We start from the raw sequence: 15,771 nt of genomic DNA on the forward strand, positions 1-15,771 counted from the left end.
ACGGGATGACCAGGACCGGCTGTCTCCGGGACGCTACCCGCCCGCATCCCCGCCACGGCCCGTCCGCCCCCATCCCGCTGAGGCTTTGGCAGATCCCCGTCACCCCGGTGTGACGGCACCTCTCTCCCGGTACCAGGCGGCCGCACGGCCGAGCCGGGCGAGCGGGCCCGGACCCGGGTCGATCCCGGCGAGCCCCCATGCCGCGTCCGCGCGGTACCAGTGGTCCCGCGCCAGCAGCGTGAACTGCCGCTCGCTCACCCAGCCCGGGGTCGCGGCCAGCGCCTCGACACATCTGCTCCAGGGCCAGTCGGCGGCGGGCCGCTCCGGCAACACTCCCTGCGCGGCCAGCGCGTGCATGAGGTCGCGGTTGCGCACCGGCTCGGGGTGGTGGGCGTGCAGGACGCCCTCCGCCCGGGCCGCGGTACCTCCCCCGAGGGCGAAGGCCGCGAAGAGCCGCGCCAGGTCGTCGGCGTCGACGAAGGAGGCCAGTCCCGCTCCACCGTCCCACTGTGCCGGTACCCGCCGGAAGGCATCGGCGAGAGCCGGCACGACCCACCGGTCCCCGCTGCCCAGGACCAGTCCGGCGCGCAGGACCAGGCCCCCGGCGGCGAGCACGGGCGCCTCCCCCGCCAGCCGGCTGGCGCTGGCCGGCGACACCGGGGCGGGGGCCAGCTCGGCCGCGTCCGCGCCCCGGTGCGGTCCCGGACCGTAGACCGCGCACGTCGACAGGTGGACGACGCGCCGCACACCCGCGCGCCGCGCCTCCGCCATCAGGGCCGCGGTACCAGCGGTGTTGACCGCCTCGCAACGGCCGGCGTCGGGTCCGATGTAGGAGGCGAGCGACAACAGCGCGTCGGCGCCGTCGCACACGCCCCGCAGGGAGGCGGGCTCGGCCAGGTCCGCACCGACCCGGTGCACGGAGCCCGGCGCGGCCGGTGCCGCCGTACGGGACACCACGCGCAGCACGATCCCCGGTTCCCGCTCCAGCAGGCGGCGCAGCACCGCGGAGCCGACGAAACCCGTCGCCCCGGTCACGACGACCTGGCGGCCGCTCACCCCTGCTGCTCCGCCCCGGCCGTCTCCAGGGTCAGGCGCAGGCCCTTGCGGGTGTCCTCGGTGGCGACGGCGGGCAACAGGTAGCGCCAGAGCGAGGCGATGCGCTGGGGCAGGTCGGCCCGGCCGGTGGAGACCTGCGAGAAGAGCTGGGCGCCGGTGAAGGAGCTGACCAGCACCCACGCCAGTTCGTGGTCGTCGACGTCCGGCTGGAGCTCGCCCTTGGCCCGGGCGAAGCGCAGCTGCTGGCGGAATTCGAGCACCCAGGCCTGGTAGGCGACGTCGTCACGGAGGCCGAACTCGCCCTGCTCCACCGCCAGTCGTACGCCGGCACGGAGCACCGGATTGTGCCGGAGCTGCTCCGCGAGGTAGAGGGTGATGTCCACCAGGCGCTGGAGGCCGTCCTCGCCCGCGGGGAACTCCAGGCCCTCGCCCTGCCCGACCATCACCGCGTAGGCGAGTTCCTCCTTCGAGCTGAAGTGGAAGTACATCCCGCCCTGCGTGACGTCCGCCCGCTTCATGATCTTGCTGATGCTGGCTCCGCTGAAGCCGAACTCGTCGAAGACCTCCGCCGCGGCGCGGAGGATGGCCGCCTTCGTCTGAACTGCCCTCAGTTGAGGGGCTCGTTGCTGCTTTCGTTCTGACATGTGCACCTAACCTTCTCGACAAAAAAAACGAACATCCTTTATTTTAGGACCCAGCGCCGAACAAGCACCAGCTCATGTCCGACGTTCCAGGGGGGCTCAACCAATGACTGTGTCAGCTGCTCACTCCACCTCGCCCGCGACCGCCTCGCTCAGCAGCGCGTTACCACGGGAATACGTGCACAAGAGCGCACACTCCGAAGTCCTGCTCACCGGATGGCGTTCCGTCGCTCCCGACGAGTACGTCATCACCGCCCAGTGGCCCCGCGCCCACAGCTTCTACTCGCCCGACGCGGGCCACCACGACCCGCTCCTCCTGGCCGAATCCGTCCGCCAGGCCATCCCGCTGCTCAGCCATGTGGCGTATGACGTGCCCTTCGGCCACCGCCAGATCTGGGACACCTTCAGCTACTCGGCCAACCCCGCTGCCCTCGTGGTCGGTTCAAGACCGGCCGACATCGTGCTCCACATCCGCTGCTCCGGCATAGCCCGCCGGGGACGCCGGCTGGCGGGCCTGACCATGCACGTCACGGCCACCCGGGACGGGGAGTTCCTGGGTACCGCCGAAGCGGCGTTCACCAACCAGCCCGAAGCCGTCTACCAGCGCCTGCGCGGGGGAAACGGCGACCTCGCACAGGTGGCCGCCCGCGTCATCCCGCTCCCGCCGCCGATGACGCCCCGGCGGGTGTGCCGCGACCGCTTCCACGACGTGGTCCTCTCCCCGACCAGCTCGACCCACCGGGCGCAGCTGCGGGCCGACATCAACCACCCGATTCTCTTCGACCACCCCGTCGACCACGCTCCCGGCATGCTGCTGCTGGAGGCCGTCCGCCAGGCCGCGTACGCCTCCGCCTTCCCCCGCCGAGGCGTCCTGACCGACATGGAGATGCGGTTCTTCCGCTACGCGGAGCTGAACTCGCCCTGCTGGATCGAAACGACCGCGCTCCCCGACCGGACGGCTGCGCCGGACGGCCGCCGGCTTCCCGTGCGGGTCGTGGCCCGACAGAACGGCGAGGAGGTCTTCACGGCCACGGCGACGATCACCGCCATGGCGCCCGCGCCCCGGCGCACCTTCTCCACGCCCTGACCCTTCCCCGCCCCACGTGTACGACAGAAGGCGCCCGCCCGGGTTCTGCCCGGCGGGCGCCTTCCGTTCGTCCTCGGCCGCCCCGCCTCCGATCCCCCGGACCCGTCCGAGTGCACCGGACGTGAGCGGGCGTCACGCACCGCGGGGCCGCCTTCGTACGCCGCGGACCGCCCGGGACCTCGGGCCCCGGCCCGTCGTGCAGGCGTAGGCGTAGGCGTAGGCACCCGCGTATCCGGGGCAGGCTGGCAGGGGGCTCCCCGTCAGCCCGTCCGTATGTTCCCGGCGCGACCGCCCCAGGCCGCCCACCTGTCCACACGCCCGCCAGTCCGTCTCCAGGAGGTCCATGTGTCTGCCGCATCGAGTTACGCGTCCGGGGTCTGCGAAGTGCCGCTGCTCGGTGACACCATCGGCGAGAACCTGGACCGGACGGTACGCAGGTTCCCCGACCGCGATGCCCTCGTCGACGTGGCCGCCGGCCGCCGGTGGACGTACGCAGAGCTGGCCGCCGACGTCGACGCCCTCGCGCTCGGTCTGCTCGACCTCGGCATCGCCAAGGGCGACCGCGTCGGAATCTGGGCCCCCAACCGCGCGGAGTGGACACTGGTGCAGTACGCCACCGCCCGGATCGGCGCGGTCCTCGTCACGGTGAACCCCGCCTACCGCTCCCACGAACTGGAGTACGTGCTGCGGCAGTCCGGCATCCGGCTGCTGGCCGCCGCCGACCGCTTCAAGACCTCCGACTACACCGCCATGATCGAGGAGGTGCGCCCTCGGTGCCCCACCCTGGAGTTCGTGGCCGTGCTCGGCGGTCCCCTGTGGGACTCCCTACTGGAGCGCGGCCGCCGGGGCGACCCGGCAGACCTGGCCCGTGCGCAGGCCTCGCTCAGCCCGGACGACGCCATCAACATCCAGTACACGTCGGGGACCACCGGATTCCCCAAGGGCGCGACCCTCTCGCACCACAACATCCTGAACAACGGCTTCTTCGTGGGCGAGCTGTGCCATTACACCGAGCAGGACCGGGTCTGCATCCCGGTGCCGTTCTACCACTGCTTCGGCATGGTCATGGGCAACCTCGCCTGCACCAGCCACGGTGCCGCCATGGTGATCCCCGCGCCGTCCTTCGACCCGGCGGCCACCCTGGCCGCGGTGGAGTCGGAGAGGTGCACCTCGCTCTACGGGGTCCCCACGATGTTCATCGCCGAACTGGCGCAGCCCGGCCTCGACTCCTACGACCTGTCCAGCCTGCGCACCGGGATCATGGCGGGCTCGCCGTGCCCGGTCGAGGTCATGCGGGAGGTCATCGGGCGCATGGGCATGACCGAGGTGTCCATCTGCTACGGGATGACCGAGACCTCGCCGGTGTCGACGCAGACCCGCGCAGACGACTCCGTCGAGCGCCGGGTGTCCACCGTGGGCCGCGTCGGGCCGCACCTGGAGGTGAAGGTGGTCGATCCGCGGACCGGGCGGACGGTCCCCCGCGGTGAACCGGGTGAACTGTGTACGCGCGGCTACTCGGTGATGCTCGGCTACTGGGAGGAGCCCGAGCGCACCGCGGAGGCCGTCGACGCCGCCCGCTGGATGCACACGGGCGACCTGGCCGTGATGGACGACGATGGCTACCTCAGCATCACCGGCCGGATCAAGGACATGGTGATCCGCGGTGGGGAGAACCTCTACCCGCGCGAGATCGAGGAGTTCCTCCACACGCACCCGGACGTCGTCGACGTCCAGGTGATCGGGGTGCCCGACCCCAAGTACGGGGAGGAGCTGATGGCGTGGGTGCGGATGCGCGAGGGCGCCGAGCCGCTGACCGCGGACGCAGTCCGCGCGTACTGCGCGGGCAGGCTGGCCCACTTCAAGATCCCGCGCTACGTGCACGTCGTGGAGGAGTTCCCCATGACCGTCACCGGGAAGGTCCGCAAGGTGGAAATGCGCCAGGAGGCGCTCCGCCTGCTGGAACTTCCCTCCTAGAACGGCGCGTTGCGGCTCACGCCCCGGCTGCCCCTCATCGATGATCTTCCTGGGGCGTCGGGGCCGTGCCACCCGGCCCGCCGCGACGCCCCGCCCTTCCCTGCCGACTGACCACCGACCAGAGGAACACCGTGCCACTGCCCGTGAACCGCCGTCTCGCCCTGACCGCCGCCCTGCTCGCCGTGACGGCCGCGATCGCGCCCGCGACCACCGCCCGGGCCGCCGACCGCTCCCCCGACCTCGAAGCGCTCACCCAGGCGCTGCGGAACACGACCGCCGCCGGCGCGCCCGGCGCCATGGCCCGGTTCAGCGGCCCCGACGGAGTCCGCACCCGGACCGTCGGCGTTCGCGACAGGAGCTCGGGCGCCGCCATGGACCCGCGGGCCCGCTTCCGGATCGGTAGCGTCAGCAAGACCTTCTCCTCGGTGGTTCTGCTCCAGCTGGTCGGCGAGAAGAAGATCGAACTGGACGCCCCGGTCAACCGATACCTGCCCGGCCTGCTGCCCGACGGGCGGATCACCGTGCGCCACCTGCTGACCCACCGCAGCGGCCTCGCGGACTACACCGACGCCATGTTCGAGCACACCGTCCCCGGCTTCGAGGCCGTGCGCAACCGGGTGTTCAGCTACCAGGAGCTGCTGGACCTCTCGCTGCGCGAGCCCAGGACGACCGAGCCCGGCGTGGCGTACGCCTACTCGAACACCAACTTCGTCGTGGTCGGGATGCTGATCGAGAAGACCACGGGCAACCAGGTGGGCAAGGAGTACGAACGGCGCATTTTCAAGCCCCTGGGCCTGCGCGACACCTCCTACGTACACCCCGACACCAGGATCAGGGGGTTGCACGCCCGCGGCTACCTCCACCCCGACGAGGCCGGGGCTCCGCTGGTCGACTCCACCGAGCAGACGGTGTCGTGGGCCCAGTCCGCCGGAGCGGTGATCTCCAGCCCGGCGGACCTGAACACCTTCACGTCCGCACTGCTCGGCGGCCGGCTGCTGGCCCCGCCGCTGCTGGACGCCATGGTCACCGCGACCCCGACGGACGCCACGAACACCCGGTTCTACGGGCTGGGTCTGCGCCGCTACGACCTCTCCTGCGGCACCTCGGTCTACGGCCACACGGGCACGGTGCAGGGCTTCTACACGTACGCCTTCTCCACCCGCGACGGCCGGCGCAGCCTCTCGGCGATGGCCAACACCTCCAACAGGGGTGCGGCCAACACGGCGCTCGGCGGCACCCTCGAAGCCGCGTTCTGCGGCATGCAGGCCGAGAAGAAGGGCGCGCGCGGCTTCGGCGTCGCCCCGGCCGAGGTGGACCTGCCCGAGCGCAACACGCGCTGACGCTCCGCCCGGCCCGGCACCGCCCCGGCGGCTCAGCCGGTGCCCACCGCCTCGTCGCAGGCGGGGCAGACCCGGTCCGCGTACCCGTCCTCGTACCAGGTCGGGCCGGGCCGCTCCGCGGGCGTCCGCGGAGCGGCCCGCATCGCGAAGGTGTCCCTGCCGCAGTAGGTCCGCGGTCCGGGGACACCGGGCATCCCGGGCGCGGCGGGCGCCGCGTGGACGCGCACGACCGCCGCCTCTCCGCCCGCGCCCCCGGCCCCTCCGGCGTGCGCCGCCGCCGGATCCTCCACCTCGTACACCACGGCCATCCCACTCATACCCCGACGGTAGGCGGTCCCGTGGCTCACGTCGTCCGGCCACGCCGGACGGGCCCGTCCCCGCCCGGTCACGCGAGCGTGCGCCTGACGAATCATCAGGTCACCTGTCCCGGACTCTTGACTCCGTCGACGACAGTGGCGATTCTCGACCCACCGTTTGCGGGTTCATGACAATTTCAAGGCCTTCCGCGGCCGTCGCGTCCCCGAACGGGTCCGGCATCTCCTCCACCGCGCCATCCGCTGACCGAAGACGTGAGTGATGACCATTTCCCGAGACAAGCACCCCAGGCGCAGCCCGATCGCGGTCCTGTCATTGCTCCTCGCCGTGGTGGCGATGGTGCTCGGCCCCGTGCCCAGCTCCGCCGCAGACCCCGGCTGGTGGAATCCGGTGGCACGGCCCGCACCCGACTCCGAGATCAACGTCACCGGTGAACCCTTCAAGGGCACCGATTCCCAGGGACGGGTCCGCGGATTCGTCGACGCCCACGACCACCTGATGTCCAACGAGGGCTTCGGCGGACGCCTCATCTGCGGAAAGCCCTTCTCCGAGAGGGGCGTGGCCGACGCGCTCAAGGACTGCCCCGAGCACTACCCCGACGGCACCCTGGCGATCTTCGACTTCATCACCAAGGGTGGCGACGGCAAGCACGACCCGAACGGCTGGCCGACCTTCAAGGACTGGCCCGCCCACGACTCGCTCACCCACCAGCAGAACTACTACGCGTGGGTCGAACGCGCCTGGCGCGGCGGCCAGCGCGTGCTCGTCAACGACCTCGTCACCAACGGCGTGATCTGCTCGGTCTACTTCTTCAAGGACCGCGGCTGCGACGAGATGACCGCCATCCGGCTCGAAGCGCAGAAGACGTACGACATGCAGTCCTACATCGACACGATGTACGGCGGCCCCGGGAAGGGCTGGTTCCGGATCGTCACCGACTCCGCCCAGGCCCGTGAGGTCGTCAAGCAGGGCAAGCTGGCCGTCGTCCTCGGCGTCGAGACCTCCGAGCCGTTCGGCTGCAAGCAGATCCTGGACTTCGCGCAGTGCAGCAAGGAGGACATCGACCGGGGCCTCGACGAGCTGCACCGGCTGGGCGTGCGGAGCATGTTCCTCTGCCACAAGTTCGACAACGCCCTGTGCGGGGTCCGGTTCGACCAGGGCGCCCTCGGCACCGCGATCAACGTCGGCCAGTTCCTGTCGACGGGCACCTTCTGGAAGACGGAGAAGTGCACCGGCCCGCAGCACGACAACCCCATCGGGCTCGCGGCCGCTCCCGCGGCGCAGCAGGAGCTCCCCGCGGGCGTCTCCGTGCCCTCGTACGCGGCGGACGCGCAGTGCAACACGCGCGGTCTGACCGAGCTCGGCGAGTACGCGGTGCGCGGGATGATGAAACGCAAGATGATGCTCGAAATCGACCACATGAGCGTCAAGGCCGCCGGCCGGGCCTTCGACATCCTGGAGTCGGAGTCCTACCCGGGCGTCATCTCCTCGCACAGCTGGATGGACGACAACTGGACCGAGCGGCTCTACAAGCTCGGCGGGTTCGTCGCCCAGTACATGGGCGGGGCCGAGGGCTTCAGTGCCGAGGCCAAGGCCAAGAACGCCCTGCGCGACAAGTACGGCGTCGGCTACGGCTACGGCACCGACATGAACGGCGTCGGCGGCTGGCCCGGGCCGCGCGGGGCCGACACCCCGAACCCGGTCCGCTACCCGTTCCGCAGCGTCGACGGCGGCTCCGTCATCGACCGGCAGACCACCGGACAGCGCACCTGGGACCTCAACACCGACGGTGCCTCGCACTACGGCCTGGTGCCGGACTGGATCGAGGACCTCCGGATCGTCGGCGGCCAGGACGTGGTCGACGACCTCTTCCGCGGCGCCGAGTCCTACCTCACCACGTGGGGTTCGTCCGAGAAGCACAAGGCCGGAGTGAACCTCGCCGCGGGCGCGTCCGCCACGGCCAGCTCGTCGGAGTGGAACCCGTTCACGAGCTACGCCCCCTCGCGGGCCGTGGACGGGAACACGAGCACCCGCTGGGCGAGCAACTGGAGCGACGACCAGTGGATCAAGATCGATCTCGGATCGGCCCACCTGGTCAAGCGCGTCACCCTCGACTGGGAGCGGGCGCACGGGCGGGCCTACCGCATCGAGCTGTCGAACGACGGCACCACCTGGCAGTCGGCATGGTCCACCACCACCGGTGACGGCGGTCTGGACACGGCCCTGTTCACCGGCACCACGGCCCGCTACGTTCGCGTCCACGGGGTGCAGCGCGGCACGCAGTGGGGGTACTCGCTCTACGAGGTCGGGGTCTACAGCAGCTGACTCGTGCTCACGCCCCGCGTCCGGGGCCGGCCGGATCCGCCGATCCGGCCGGCCCCGGACGCCTTTGCCCGACCGCACGGCACCGCACCGCACCGCACGGAACGAAGGGAACGACGCCCATGGCACGGATGCCGTCGGCCGAGCGACGCCGCCAGCTGACCGAGGCGGCGATCCGCGTGATGGCCCGCGACGGCGTCGCCAGGGCGACGACGCGGTCGATCTGCGCCGAGGCCGGTGTGTCCCTGAGCGTCTTCCACTACTGCTTCGACTCCAAGCAGGCCCTGCTGGAATCGGTCATCGTCGCGATCACCGAGCACGGCATCACGGTGGCGCGGGAGGCCATCCGGCCGCGGGCCACCCTGCGCGAGACCATCCGGGCCGGCTTCCAGGCGTACTGGGACCACGTGGCCGCCAACCCGGGCGAGCACATGCTCACCTACGAGCTCACGCAGTACGCCCTGCGCCGACCCGGGTTCGAGCACCTGGCACGGCGCCAGTACGAGCTGTACTCCGACACCTACACCGAGCTCATCGAGCAGCTCCGCCACCTGATGCCCTTCGAGCTCCGCGTGCCGGTGCACGTGCTGGCCCGGTACCTGGCCGCCATGACGGACGGTCTGACCCTCAACCACCTCGTCCTCGGCGACGCCGCGGTCTCGGCGGCCATCCTCGACATGATCACCGACCATGTCGCGGGGCTCACCGGGACCGCCGCCGGGCGGGCAGACCGGGACGGAGGCGGGGACCGGGACGGAGGCGGGGACCGGGACGGAGGCGGGGACCGGCCGCACGCGGAGTACGCCGTTCCCCCTCTCTCCGCCTGACGGGCCGGGCGGCCCGCCCGACCCGTCAGGAGCCGGCTGCGGTCACCTCGCCGCGGACCCTGCGGGCCGCCTCGACCAGGTTCTCCAGGGAGGCCCGGGTCTCGGCCCAGGCCCGGGTCTTGAGACCGCAGTCGGGATTGACCCACAGCCGTTCGGCCGGGATGGCGCCGAGACCCTCGCGCAGCAGCGCCGAGGCCTCGTCGGTGGACGGGATCCGCGGCGAGTGGATGTCCCAGACGCCCGGACCGACCTCGCGCGGGTAGCCGGCGCCGGACAGCTCACCGGCGACCTGCATGTGGGACCGGGCGGCCTCCAGGCTGATGACGTCGGCGTCGAGGTCCCCGATGGCCCCGAGGATGTCGCCGAACTCGGCGTAGCACATGTGCGTGTGGATCTGGGTGTCCGGCCGGACGCCCGCCGTGGTGAGCCGGAAGGACTCGGTGGCCCAGGCGAGGTAGGCCGCGCGGTCGGCGCCGCGCAGCGGCAGCGTCTCCCGCAGCGCGGGCTCGTCCACCTGGATCACGGAGGTCCCGGCGGCCTCCAGGTCGTTGACCTCGTCGCGCAGGGCCAGCGCAACCTGCCGGGCGGTGTCCGCGAGCGGCTGGTCGTCACGGACGAAGGACCAGGCGAGCATGGTGACGGGCCCGGTGAGCATGCCCTTGACCGGCTTCGCCGTCTGCGACTGCGCGTACGCCGTCCAGCGGACGGTCATCGGGTCGGGGCGGGAGACGTCCCCCGCCAGGACGGGCGGGCGGACGTAGCGGGTGCCGTAGGACTGAACCCAGCCGTGTCGCGGGGCGAGGTAGCCGGTCAGCTGCTCGGCGAAGTACTGGACCATGTCCCCCCGTTCGGGCTCTCCGTGCACCAGCACGTCGATGCCCGCCTTCTCCTGGAAGTCCAGGACCTCCCGGATCTCCGCCCTGATGCGCTCCTCGTAGCCGGCGGTGTCGATGCGGCCGGCCCGCAGATCGGCGCGGGCGTTGCGCAGTTCGGCGGTCTGAGGGAACGATCCGATGGTGGTCGTGGGCAGCAGCGGCAGCCCGAGGCGGGCGCGCTGGGCGGCGGCCCGCTCCTCGTAGGGCTGGGAGCGGCGGCCGTCGGCTTCGGTGACGTCCGCGGTGCGGGCGCGGACGGCGGGGTCCCGGGTGACGGACGAGTGAGTCCGGGAGGCCAGGTCGGCCCGGTTCGCGGCGAGTTCGGCCGCGATGGCGTCCGTGCCGCGGGCGAGTCCGCGGGCGAGCGTGGCGATCTCGGCGGTCTTCTGCCGGGCGAAGGCGAGCCAGCGCCTGACCTGCGGGTCGATGTCCCGTTCGGCGGAGGCGTCCAGCGGGACGTGGAGCAGCGAGCAGGAAGCGGCCACGTCGACGCTGCCGGCGAGGCCGAGGAGGGTGCCGAGCGTGCCGAGGGACTTCTCGAAGTCGTTGATCCAGACGTTGCGGCCGTTGACGACACCCGCGACCAGGCGCTTGCCGGGCAGGCCGCCGACGGCGGCGAGGTCGTCGAGGTTGGCGGCGGCCGCGCCGGTGAAGTCCAGCCCGAGCCCGTCCACCGGGGCCTTGGCCAGCACTTCCAGGGCCGCACCGAGCCGGTCGAAGTACGAGGCCACGAGCAGCCTGGGCCGGTCGGCCGCGGCGCCGAGCACGCGGTAGGCGCGGGCGGCGGCGCTCAGTTCGGCGGGGGTGCGGTCCTGCACGAGGGCGGGCTCGTCCAACTGGACCCACTCGGCACCGGCCGCACGCAGGTCCGCGAGGACGCGTGCGTACACGGGGAGCAGACGGTCGAGCAGGGCGAGGGGGTCGAAACCGGCCGCCACACCGGGGGCGGGCTTGGCCAGCAGCAGGTAGGTCACGGGCCCGACCAGCACCGGGCGGGCGGTGTGGCCGAGTGCGCGTGCCTCCTCGAACTCGGCCACCTGCCGGGAGGAGTCGGCGGTGAAGACGGTGTCCGGGCCCAGTTCCGGCACCAGGTAGTGGTAGTTGGTGTCGAACCACTTGGTCATCTCCAGCGGCGCCACGTCCTGGGTGCCGCGCGCCATGGCGAAGTAGCCGTCCAGGGCGTCCGCTTCGACGGCGGCGCGGTGGCGTGCGGGAACGGCGCCGACCATGAGACTGGCGTCCAGCACATGGTCGTAGTACGAGAAGTCGCCGGTGGGCACCTCGGTGATACCGGCGTCGGTCAGCTGCTGCCAGTTGGTTCGGCGCAGTTCTCGGGCCGCGCCCCGGAGGGCTTCGGCACCGACCCGGCCGCTCCAGTAGCCCTCGACTGCCTTCTTCAGTTCCCGGTTCCGGCCCTGGCGCGGGTAGCCGTACACGGTGGCGGCACCGGTCCGGACGGCGGGGGCGGGGGTCTTGCTGGTCACGGAACTCTCCTTCGCGAGCTGTCTCCTGTGGACCCGGTGCGGGTCGGGAGCGCGAAGGGATGACGGACAGGAGGGACCTCGACCGGTTTGCGGTGCGCGTGCGTATGCGCCCGCGGTCGCCCGCCTGATGTGTCGCCGACCCGCCCACGAGGTCACCGGGATCTCCGCGCACGACGGGTCGCGCGCGGGCAACGGGCAGGTCTTCGGACTCGCGGGCGCGCCTGCCGGTCTCCCGGCGGGCACCTACTGGCCGTCGCTTCCCAGAACCTGTCGCGGTCCCAGTGCGTATGACGGCGGTCGTTCCCGCTCACCGCTGCGGGGCAGTCCCGGATTCCCACCGGGTTCCCTCTTACGACGCATCCCGTCTGGCGGACGGGGCGAACCAGCTGCCCGGCCAGACTAGATGCCGTTGCCCGGCGGCGGGCAGAGTTGTCCAGTATTCGGATGCCCGGATGAGACGCCGCGTGGGCCGTCGCCGTACTCGACGGGCGCCGCCCCGCGGACTTCCGTGGGGCGGCGCCCTGCTGCGTCCGCGGGCGCGGGCCGGAGGTCAGCGGCGGTCCAGCACGGTGGTGAGGACCTTGTGGAGGACGGATTCCGGGTCCGCCACCGCCTCCACCGAGCGCCAGGCCACGAAGCCGTCCGGGCGCACCAGGACCGCCCCGGCCGGGGTGGCGCCGTGCGCCTCGGCCCAGTCGGCGCCGTCCTCCGCAACCAGGTCGGCCTCCGGGCCGGTGCCGATCCCGTAGGCGTCGAGCCGGACGCTCATCCGCTTGGCGACCGATTCGGCCGCGCCGCTCCACGGGGTGCCCTCGGAGCTGAGCAGGACGAAGGACCGCTCGTAGAGGTCGACGGTGGACCTGCGCGTCCCCGCCACCCGGTCGCGCAACCACAGGTGCGGGGCGCGCGAGCCCGGGTCCCCGCACAGCCGCATGCGGTCCGGCACGACCGGCAGGTCCGGGTCGGCTCCCACCACCGCGCCGTGGGGGTAGCGGTATCCCATGGCCACGGACAGGACCCCGTTCTGCCGGCCGCCGCGCGCGGGCGCCTCGGGGACGGACTCGGGGTCCGGTTCGTAGCCCGGGTGGCTGTGCTCGGCCGAGCGGGCCGAGGCCCGCTCGCTCGTCGCCCGCGCCACCGGGAGCCGCTCGGCCTCGTACGTCTCCAGCAGCCCGGGGCCCGCGGCTCCGTCCAGCACCGCGGAGAGCTTCCAGGCGAGGTTGTGCGCGTCCTGGATGCCCGTGTTGGAGCCGAAGGCACCGGTGGGCGACATCTCGTGGGCGGAGTCGCCGGCGAGGAAGACCCGGCCGGCCGCGTACCGCTGGGCGACGCGCTCGGCGGCGTGCCAGGGCGCCTTCCCGGTGATCTCGACGTCCAGGTCGGGCGCGCCGACGGCACGCCGGATGTGCTCGACGCAGCGCTCGTCGGTGAAGTCCTCCAGCGTCTCGCCCCGGTCGGGATGCCAGGGGGCGTGGAAGACCCACCGCTCGCGGTTGTCGACGGGCAGCAACGCCCCGTCGGCGTCGGGCCTGGTCAGATAGCAGACGATGAAACGCCGGTCGCCGACCACGTCCGCGAGCATCCGGGACCGGAAGGTGATGCTGACGTTGTGGAACAGGTCGCCGGAGCCGCTCCGGCCGATGCGGAGCTGTTCGCGCACGGGGCTGCGGGGCCCGTCGGCGGCGACGAGGTAGTCGGCGCGCACCGTGCTCTCCTCGCCCGTCTCGCGGTTCTTGACGATCGCGGTGACCCCGCTCCCGTCCTGTTCGAAGGAGAGCAGCTCGGTGGAGAACCGCAGGTCCGCTCCGAGCCCCGGCGTCACCGACATCAGGACCGGCTCGATGTCGTTCTGGCTGCACAGGCACCAGGTCGACGGGCTGAACCGCGCCAGTGCGCCACCCGGGTCGATCTGTTCGAACAGCCACTCCTGGTCGTCACCAGTGAGCGAGCCGCCCTGCAGGATGCCGTGGTTGTCGGCCAGCACCGAGGCGGCCCCGCGGATCCGGTCCTCGACCCCGGCGACCCGGAACAGCTCCATCGTGCGGACGTTGATACCGCGTCCACGCGGGTGGAGCGAGGTTCCCGCATGCTTCTCGACCAGCATGTGCGTGATCCCATGACGGCCGAGGAACAGCGAGGTGCACAGGCCCACCAGCGAGCCGCCCACGATGAGGACCGGGACGCGGTGGTCGACGTTTTCCTTCATGTGCTCTTCCATGCCCTCTACGAAGGGGGTTCGCTCGCTCGTTCACCCGCTTGGTTCTCTCCTCTCGCGCCGACGGGGCCACCGGACCACGATCGGTTCGGGTGGCGCCGTCCCGTGGCGACCGTGTGGTCTCGAAGGAGTGTGAACGATGACAGCCTTGTCGGAACGGATATCCCAGTCCGCCTTCGACGACTCGCGACTTCGGGTCGTGCTGCTGCTGGATCTGTACGACGGCGCGCAGAACCAGTTCCTGGAGGTCTACGAGAACCTCCACAAGCAGGTCTCCTGCGTTCCCGGGCACATCCGGGACGAGCTGTGCCAGTCGATCGAGAATCCGTCACAGTGGCTGATCACCAGTGAATGGGAGAGCGCACCGCGGTTCTTGGCCTGGGTCAACAGCGAGGAGCACGTCGCCTCGGTCCAGCCGTTGCACGGCTGCGTGCGGGACACCCGCTCGCTGAGGTTCAGCGTGCTGCGGGAGACCGGCCGGGACCCCGGTCCGTCCGGCGTAGCCTTCTCCCCCGGCGCGTCCGCCGGCCACGGCTTCGCCCCGGCTTCCGTGGACGGCCCGGACCGCTCCGGAGGCCGTCTCCGGGTCTCCCCGAGGCGCGGCGACGGTGTGGTGCGCCACGCCCTGACCTTCACGGTCAAGCCGGGCAGCGAGGCCGTCGTGGCGGAGCTGCTCGCCGGGTACGCATCCCCACAGGCGCAGGTCGACGAGCACACCCGGCTGCGGCGCACCTCGCTCTTCATGCACGGCAACCGCGTCGTGCGGGCCGTCGAGGTCGAGGGCGACCTGCTCGCGGCGCTGCGCCACGTGGCCCTGCAGCCCCAGGTCAGGGCGTTGGAGGAGGCCATCAATCCCTACCTGGAGCAGGACCGGGATCTCAGCGACCCCGGTTCGGCCCGGACCTTCTTCACCCGTGCGGCGCTCCCCGCGGTGCACCACGTGGCGGCGGGCGGCGGCGAGAGCCCGGACCTCGCACGGCACGCGCTGTTCCATCCCGCCAAGAAGGGGTGCGGCATGGAACTCGCCCGGCTGCTCGCCGCGCAGGACGAGGCCGCCGTGGACGACGCGGCGAGCCCCATCGAGGCGAGCACCGTATTCCAGCGCGACGACGTCGTCGTCCGCCTTCTCGACCTGCGCGGGCCGCACGACGCCCGGCCGGCCCTGACGCTCGGCGTCGAGGGCGGCCACAAGGCGGCGGTCCTCGCGCGCCTGCTGGACAGCGCCAAGGACGGCGTCCCCACCACCCACCAGGAGATCTCACGCTTCCTGGAGCGCTCTGAGATGCGCCTGATCACCGACCGGCGTTCGCCGGACCGAGCCTGAGGAGAGGCCGTCATGACCGACCGACTGACCGTGGAAGAACTGGCCGCGCTGATGAAGAAGGGTGCGGGGATCGCCGTCGACCCCGCCGCAATGGCGACCCGGCCCGACGCGCAGTTCGACGAGTGGGGGCTCGACTCCCTCGGGCTGCTCGGCATCGTCGGCGAGCTGGAGAACCGGCACGGCCGGGCGCTGCCCGCCGGTGCGGACCAGTGCAAGTCGCCGCGCGAGTTCCTCGACCTCGTCAACAGCGCGCTGGCCGGAACCTGACGCGTACGGGCGGACAGGCGCCGCCGTCCGGTACGCAGGACGAC

11 protein-coding genes, 1 pseudogene and 1 riboswitch are annotated in these 15,771 nt (G+C 71.9%); of the genes and pseudogenes, 7 read left to right on the forward strand and 5 right to left on the reverse strand.

The annotated features are described in order from the left end of the window. Nucleotides 1–99 precede the first annotated feature (99 nt). Nucleotides 100–1,056: an NAD-dependent epimerase/dehydratase family protein gene (locus tag R4Z63_RS03970; RefSeq protein ID WP_384456453.1), complete on the reverse strand. Its 957-nt coding sequence runs from the start codon at nucleotides 1,054–1,056 to the stop codon at nucleotides 100–102. Then, nucleotides 1,053–1,700: a ScbR family autoregulator-binding transcription factor gene (locus tag R4Z63_RS03975; RefSeq protein WP_037928982.1), complete on the reverse strand. Its 648-nt coding sequence runs from the start codon at nucleotides 1,698–1,700 to the stop codon at nucleotides 1,053–1,055. Before R4Z63_RS03975 ends, R4Z63_RS03970 begins: the two co-directional genes overlap by 4 nt. Before the next feature lie 103 nt (nucleotides 1,701–1,803). Between R4Z63_RS03975 and R4Z63_RS03980 the strand changes: the two genes are divergently transcribed. From R4Z63_RS03980 to R4Z63_RS03990, 3 genes are all read left to right on the forward strand, one after another. Continuing rightward, nucleotides 1,804–2,784 (forward strand): ScbA/BarX family gamma-butyrolactone biosynthesis protein, encoded by a 981-nt coding sequence (locus tag R4Z63_RS03980; protein ID WP_037928983.1) that lies wholly within the window; start codon nucleotides 1,804–1,806, stop codon nucleotides 2,782–2,784. A 345-nt stretch (nucleotides 2,785–3,129) separates the two neighbouring features. Next, on the forward strand, nucleotides 3,130–4,758 hold the full coding sequence (locus tag R4Z63_RS03985; protein WP_384456448.1) for an AMP-binding protein: 1,629 nt from the start codon (nucleotides 3,130–3,132) through the stop codon (nucleotides 4,756–4,758). Between the two features lie 131 nt (nucleotides 4,759–4,889). Beyond that, nucleotides 4,890–6,098, forward strand: coding sequence for a serine hydrolase domain-containing protein (locus tag R4Z63_RS03990; protein WP_384456445.1), 1,209 nt, complete (start codon nucleotides 4,890–4,892; stop codon nucleotides 6,096–6,098). Nucleotides 6,099–6,130: 32 nt separating this feature from the next. On the opposite strand, the gene R4Z63_RS03995 is transcribed toward R4Z63_RS03990, so the two are convergent. After that, on the reverse strand, nucleotides 6,131–6,415 hold the full coding sequence (locus R4Z63_RS03995) for a hypothetical protein (protein WP_037928987.1): 285 nt from the start codon (nucleotides 6,413–6,415) through the stop codon (nucleotides 6,131–6,133). A gap of 259 nt (nucleotides 6,416–6,674) precedes the next feature. Here R4Z63_RS03995 and R4Z63_RS04000 point away from each other — a divergent pair, with 259 nt between their 5' ends. Together R4Z63_RS04000 and R4Z63_RS04005 are read left to right on the forward strand one after the other, a co-directional pair. Beyond that, the gene (locus tag R4Z63_RS04000; RefSeq protein ID WP_052031313.1) at nucleotides 6,675–8,738 is read left to right on the forward strand and encodes a galactose-binding domain-containing protein; all 2,064 of its coding nucleotides are present in this window, start codon (nucleotides 6,675–6,677) and stop codon (nucleotides 8,736–8,738) included. Nucleotides 8,739–8,857: 119 nt separating this feature from the next. Further along, nucleotides 8,858–9,439: pseudogene (locus tag R4Z63_RS04005) on the forward strand (TetR/AcrR family transcriptional regulator); the annotation flags it as partial. Between the two features lie 148 nt (nucleotides 9,440–9,587). On the opposite strand, the gene metE reads toward R4Z63_RS04005, so the two are convergent. Both metE and R4Z63_RS04015 read right to left on the reverse strand, forming a co-directional pair. Next, nucleotides 9,588–11,921, reverse strand: a complete 2,334-nt coding sequence (gene metE / locus R4Z63_RS04010; RefSeq protein WP_384449604.1) for a 5-methyltetrahydropteroyltriglutamate--homocysteine S-methyltransferase — start codon at nucleotides 11,919–11,921, stop codon at nucleotides 9,588–9,590. A gap of 177 nt (nucleotides 11,922–12,098) precedes the next feature. Continuing rightward, a riboswitch (cobalamin riboswitch) is annotated at nucleotides 12,099–12,323 on the reverse strand. Between the two features lie 148 nt (nucleotides 12,324–12,471). Next, nucleotides 12,472–14,127 carry an FAD-dependent oxidoreductase gene (locus R4Z63_RS04015; protein ID WP_384449601.1) on the reverse strand — a complete coding sequence of 552 codons (1,656 nt, stop codon included), beginning with the start codon at nucleotides 14,125–14,127 and terminating at the stop codon, nucleotides 12,472–12,474. 148 nt (nucleotides 14,128–14,275) lie between these two features. Between R4Z63_RS04015 and R4Z63_RS04020 the strand changes: the two genes are divergently transcribed. Together R4Z63_RS04020 and R4Z63_RS04025 are read left to right on the forward strand one after the other, a co-directional pair. Next, complete coding sequence (locus R4Z63_RS04020; protein WP_384449598.1) at nucleotides 14,276–15,460, forward strand: SchA/CurD-like domain-containing protein; 1,185 nt, start codon at nucleotides 14,276–14,278, stop codon at nucleotides 15,458–15,460. A 12-nt stretch (nucleotides 15,461–15,472) separates the two neighbouring features. After that, nucleotides 15,473–15,727: an acyl carrier protein gene (locus tag R4Z63_RS04025; RefSeq protein ID WP_037928997.1), complete on the forward strand. Its 255-nt coding sequence runs from the start codon at nucleotides 15,473–15,475 to the stop codon at nucleotides 15,725–15,727. The last annotated feature ends 44 nt before the right edge of the window (nucleotides 15,728–15,771 follow it).

Source organism: Streptomyces sp. PL-29 (assembly GCF_058344425.1).

Coding starts and splice junctions, on each gene's coding strand:
- R4Z63_RS03975 (WP_037928982.1), bottom strand. CDS start 1,700: ATGTCAGAACGAAAGCAGCAACGAGCCCCTCAACTGAGGGCAGTTCAG.
- R4Z63_RS03980 (WP_037928983.1), top strand. CDS start 1,804: ATGACTGTGTCAGCTGCTCACTCCACCTCGCCCGCGACCGCCTCGCTC.
- R4Z63_RS03995 (WP_037928987.1), bottom strand. CDS start 6,415: ATGAGTGGGATGGCCGTGGTGTACGAGGTGGAGGATCCGGCGGCGGCG.
- R4Z63_RS04000 (WP_052031313.1), top strand. CDS start 6,675: ATGACCATTTCCCGAGACAAGCACCCCAGGCGCAGCCCGATCGCGGTC.
- R4Z63_RS04015 (WP_384449601.1), bottom strand. CDS start 14,127: ATGAAGGAAAACGTCGACCACCGCGTCCCGGTCCTCATCGTGGGCGGC.
- R4Z63_RS04020 (WP_384449598.1), top strand. CDS start 14,276: ATGACAGCCTTGTCGGAACGGATATCCCAGTCCGCCTTCGACGACTCG.
- R4Z63_RS04025 (WP_037928997.1), top strand. CDS start 15,473: ATGACCGACCGACTGACCGTGGAAGAACTGGCCGCGCTGATGAAGAAG.